We start from the raw sequence: 4,628 nt of genomic DNA on the forward strand, positions 1-4,628 counted from the left end.
GCCTCCTCGCCACCGCCCGAGGGCGGTGCGGTGCGTCAGCTCTGGGCGGTGGCGTCGTCCGCCTGCGGGGCGCCCTCGGCCGCGGCTGCCTTCTCGCGCATCTTGCGCACCAGCTCCGCCTTCTGGTCGGCGGCGCCCTGGCGGTCGAGGTTGCGGTGCGGACCGTTGTTCTGGCGCTCGGTGCGGGACTGCCGCTTGCGCTGGCCGCCGCCCATGCCCACGGGGTTGTTGATGTTCTTGCTCACGGGTTCTCCCGGAATGATGTGAAGTGATCTACGGATGCATCGGTGGGGGACGGGCGCGGCGCGTCGAGGGACGTCAGCGGGGGCCCGTCACGCTCTCACTCGTACATCAGATTCTGGAAGAACATGCCTACGACGTTACCCGGTCCCGTCGGCCCCGCGCGCCAGTCGTTTCGCCGGGCCCGCGGCACGCATCCGCCCTCCGGCCGGCCGGTCCCGCACCCTCTGCCGTGTACCACGGGCGTGGTACGCGGGCGGACGCCCACCGTGGCGGTGGTAGCCCGACTCCGTCCCTGGGGATGACCGCCAAAGGACGGTTCGCGGGGAGACTGTTCCTGCCGGACGGCACGGGTCGGGGGAACACGACGGCCGGCACACGTCAGGGGACACGACGGCACGCGTCAGGGTCGCGTGCGGACGGAAAGGGAGCGCGGATGAAGAAGTGGGTACGGCCACTGGTCGGAACGGTCCTGCTCATCGTGGGGGTGGTGTGGTCGTTGCAGGGCTCCGGCGCCATGGACAACAGCAAGGTGATGTCCGGCGCATCGCAGTGGCTGGTCATCGGTCTGGTCGTGGCCGTCGTCGGGCTGACGCTCCTGATCAGCGGCCTCAGGAAACTGCGGGCGGGCAGCCGGTGACCGGGACCGGCGCGGGCGGACCGGCCCGGGGGAAGGGCGAGGAGCGGCCCGTCGGACGGCGGATCATCCTCGGCGCACTGGGGCTCGGCGCCCTGGGCGTGGCCGGGGGCGCGGCCATTCAGCGCGGGCTCGACAACACGCTCGCCTCGGTGGCGAGCAAGGACCCCACCGGCCTCTTCTCGGTGCTGCCCGGTGGCGGCGGTTTCCGCTTCTACTCCGTCGCCGACAAGGTGCCGCACCGCTCCGCCGAGGACTACCGGCTGACCGTGGACGGCCTGGTGGACCGCCCCGCCTCGTACACGCTGGCCGAACTCACGGCCATGCCGAGCACCCGCCTGGTGCGGGACGTGCAGTGCGTCACCGGTTGGCGCGTGCCCGAGACGGCCTTCACCGGGGTCACGCTCTCCCACCTGCTCGACGTCTGCGGAGTGCGGCCGGAAGCGAGCGCCGTGCGGTTCACCTGCTTCGACGGGGTCTACACCGAGAGCCTCACCCTGGACCAGGCGCGACGCGACGACATGCTGGTCTCCTACGAGATGCGGGACGAGCCGCTGACCGCCGCCCACGGCGGACCGGTGCGCCTGTACGCCGCCCCGATGTACTTCTACAAGTCGGCCAAGTGGCTGTCCGGCATCACCGTCACCGACCGCGTCCAGCCCGGTTACTGGGAGCGGTACGGTTACGACGTGGACGGCTGGGTCGGCGAGTCGAACGGACGCGATGATGAACCCACCAGCTGAACACCCGGACCTGATACGACGGTTCACCACCGCCGAACGCTGGATCCACCGCTGCACGGCCGCACTGGTGGGAACCGCACTCGTCACCGCCGCCCTCCTCTACCTGCCGACGCTCGCCGAGCTCGTCGGCCGGCGGCGGCTGCTGGTGACCGTGCACCAGTGGGCGGGCATCGCCATGCCCGTACCGCTCCTGGCGGGCCTGGTCTCGCGCGCGTTCCGCGCCGACCTGAGCCGCCTCAACCGGTTCGGCCCGCACGACCGCGGCTGGGTGCGGGCGGGCCTGCGCAAGCGGCCCCGTACCGCAGGAAAGTTCAACGCCGGGCAGAAGCTGTACGCGAACGTCCTCGCCGGAGCCCTGCTCGTCATGATCGGCACCGGGCTCCTCATGTGGTTCCCCGGCCTCGCACCCCTCCTGTGGCGCACCGGAGCGACGTTCGTCCACGACTGGCTGGCCCTGCTCGTCGCCGCCCTGGTCCTCGGCCACATCCGGATGGCCGTCCGCGACGCGCAGGCCCGCCGCGGGCTGCGCACCGGGGAGGTCCCACGGGACTGGGCCCGAGCGCACCACCCGCTGTGGGAGGAGGAGAACCCGGCGCCCGCAGCCGCCCGGGAGCCGTGAGGAGGAACATGGCACCCGTCACAGGCATCCGGTCGGCGGTGCGGAACCTCGCCGACCGTCCGGCCCGGCACCCGTTCGCCGTGGACGCCGTGGCTGTGGTCTGCTGCGTACTCATCACCGGACCGGTCATGATGCTGACGTCGCAGCAGGGGCAGGCCGCCCTCCGCCCGGCCGGAGCGGTATCCGCACTCTGCAGCCTGCTGGTGCTGGGCGCCCACCGATGGCCGCGCGCGACGGTGTGGGCCACGGCGGCGACCGGCGTGCTGCTCCTCGCCCTCGTCCCCGACATGCCGCCCCCGCCCGCACCGGCGGTCGCGGCACTCTTCCTGCTCGCGGCCCGGACCGACCGCCGCACCGCCGTGCGCACCAGCGCGGCGGTGGGCGTCGCGATGACCGTCGCCGCGTTCCTCGTACGCCCACAGCTCTCGGCCGTGGAGTCCAACCTCGCCCTTCTCGCCTGGACCCAACTGCCCACGGCGGTCGGGGACGCGGTACGCAGCCGGCGCGAACTGCTCGCCTCCTACCGGGAACGCGCGGAGCACGCCGAGGCGACCAGGGAGGACGAAGCGCACCGGCGGGTCGTGGCCGAACGTATGCGCCTCGCCCGGGAACTGCACGACGTCGTCGCGCACCACCTCACCCTCGTCAACGCGCAGGCCGGAGTGGCCCACCACCTGGTACGGCAGGACGCCGAGCGCGCCTACGAGGCCCTCGGACAGATCCGCGACACCAGCCGGGCGGCACTCGACGAACTGCGCGCCACCGTGGGCCTGTTGCGCCAGACGGACGAGCCCGATCAGCCCCTCGCCCCCGCACCGGGGTTGCGTGACCTGCCCGCGCTGCTGGACTCGTTCCGCCACGCGGGCCTGCGCGTGGAAGCCCGGTACGACACGCCGCCGACCCCCCTTCCGCCGCTGACCGACCTGGCCGCCTACCGGGTGGTCCAGGAGGCGATGACCAACGCGCGCAAACACGTGGCCGACGCCCGGGTCTCCGTGGTCGTCGCCGTCCACCCGGCCCACCACCCGGCCCGCTTGGAGGTCTCCGTCACCGACGACGGCGGCACCGGACCGGGCCCCGGCCCCGGCACAGGCCTGGGGCTGATCAGCCTCACGGAGCGCGTACGCGCGACGGGCGGAACCCTGCGCCACGGCCCGCGGACGGCAGGCGGGTTCCGCGTGCACGCGCTCCTGCCCCTCGCCTCGAACACCCTTGCACAGGACTGCCCCCGGGAGGGCGAATGAGTGTCCGGGTACTGCTCGCCGACGACCAGGCGCTCCTGAGAGGAACCTTCCGCATCCTGCTGGAGGCCACCCCCGGCATCGAGGTCGTCGGCGAGGCGTGCGACGGGAGGGACGCCGTGGACCAGGTCCGGCAGCGTCCGACGGACGTGGTGCTGATGGACATCCGCATGCCCGGTCTCGACGGCATCGAAGCCACCAGGATCATCACCGCCGACAAGGATCTGCCCGGAGTGAAAGTGCTCATCCTGACCACGTTCGAGACCGACGAGCACGTGGCGGAGGCGCTGCGCGCGGGGGCGAGCGGATTCGTCGGCAAGGGCATCCACCCCCAGGAGCTGATCGACGCGATCAGGACGGTCGCCGCGGGCGACGCGCTGCTGTCACCCGTCGCGACCCGGTCGCTGATCCAGCGCTTCCTCGCCCGTACGCCTCCGCAGCGCACCACCGCCCCGACGCTGGAGAGCCTGACTGCGCGCGAGCGCGAGGTGGTGGTGCTGGCGGCCACCGGTCTGTCCAACGACGAGATCGCGGATCACCTCGGCATCTCCGTCCTCACCGCGAAGACCCACGTGAACCGGGCCATGGTGAAACTGGGAGCGCGGGACAGGGCGCACCTGGTCATCGCCGCCTACGAGGGCGGCCTGGTCCACCCCGCACGGTGAACGGGCCCCGCGCGGGGGCATCCTCACCGCGCGCGGGTCACTCGCAGGCGGCCGACTTGTCCACCGCCGCGGTGTAGCTGGTGATCAGGTTCTTCATGGCCGTCTTGTCGTCGATGCCGGTGTCCAGGACCTGGATGATCGTGAAGAGGTCCAAATCCGGGTGTTCCGACGACTTACACGAAGCGGTCTTGCCCACACCGGCTTTGCCGGTCCAGACGAACCGGTAGTCGTCCGACCTCTCTCCGCCGTCCGTGTAGGAGTACGCCGCTGCGACCGTCACTGCGGTCTCCCCTCTTCCCCACCACGCCTGGGTGAGACGCAGGGCCACCGTGCCGTCCACGGAGACGACGCAGCGGGTCGTCCCGCCGTTCGGCTTCGAGATCGCCGAGGTGACGGATTCCCCGCCGGGTAACGCTGCTTTCACCTGCGCGGGGTCGACAGTGATGCCGCACAGGGAGGTGGGCACGGTGTAGTTCTTAGCGG

7 protein-coding genes are annotated in these 4,628 nt (G+C 71.9%); 5 read left to right on the forward strand and 2 right to left on the reverse strand.

Annotation, left to right across the window (positions count from 1 at the left end):
* Positions 1-35: 35 nt before the first annotated feature.
* Entirely contained in the window at positions 36-245 is a 210-nt protein-coding gene (locus ACFWEP_RS00005; RefSeq protein ID WP_387362934.1) for a DUF6243 family protein, read from the reverse strand.
* Between the two features lie 431 nt (positions 246-676).
* On the opposite strand from ACFWEP_RS00005, the gene ACFWEP_RS00010 reads away from it, so the two are divergent.
* The 5 genes from ACFWEP_RS00010 to ACFWEP_RS00030 are packed head-to-tail and all read left to right on the forward strand — an operon-like array spanning position 677 to position 4,145.
* On the forward strand, positions 677-880 hold the full coding sequence (locus tag ACFWEP_RS00010) for a hypothetical protein (protein ID WP_387362937.1): 204 nt from the start codon (positions 677-679) through the stop codon (positions 878-880).
* Positions 877-1,620 (forward strand): molybdopterin-dependent oxidoreductase, encoded by a 744-nt coding sequence (locus tag ACFWEP_RS00015; RefSeq protein WP_387362940.1) that lies wholly within the window; start codon positions 877-879, stop codon positions 1,618-1,620. Before ACFWEP_RS00010 ends, ACFWEP_RS00015 begins: the two co-directional genes overlap by 4 nt.
* Complete coding sequence (locus ACFWEP_RS00020; RefSeq protein ID WP_387362943.1) at positions 1,604-2,239, forward strand: cytochrome b/b6 domain-containing protein; 636 nt, start codon at positions 1,604-1,606, stop codon at positions 2,237-2,239. The genes ACFWEP_RS00015 and ACFWEP_RS00020 overlap by 17 nt, the downstream gene beginning before the upstream one ends.
* Positions 2,240-2,247: 8 nt before the next feature.
* Positions 2,248-3,483, forward strand: a complete 1,236-nt coding sequence (locus ACFWEP_RS00025; RefSeq protein ID WP_387362946.1) for a sensor histidine kinase — start codon at positions 2,248-2,250, stop codon at positions 3,481-3,483.
* Positions 3,480-4,145 (forward strand): response regulator, encoded by a 666-nt coding sequence (locus ACFWEP_RS00030; protein ID WP_387362949.1) that lies wholly within the window; start codon positions 3,480-3,482, stop codon positions 4,143-4,145. Before ACFWEP_RS00025 ends, ACFWEP_RS00030 begins: the two co-directional genes overlap by 4 nt.
* A gap of 37 nt (positions 4,146-4,182) precedes the next feature.
* On the opposite strand, the gene ACFWEP_RS00035 is transcribed toward ACFWEP_RS00030, so the two are convergent.
* Positions 4,183-4,628, reverse strand: a 446-nt coding sequence (locus ACFWEP_RS00035; protein ID WP_387362952.1) for a hypothetical protein, incomplete at its 5' end; no start/stop codon positions are given.

The sequence above is a fragment of the Streptomyces sp. NPDC060198 genome (assembly GCF_042728415.1).
Lineage (GTDB): Bacteria > Actinomycetota > Actinomycetes > Streptomycetales > Streptomycetaceae > Streptomyces.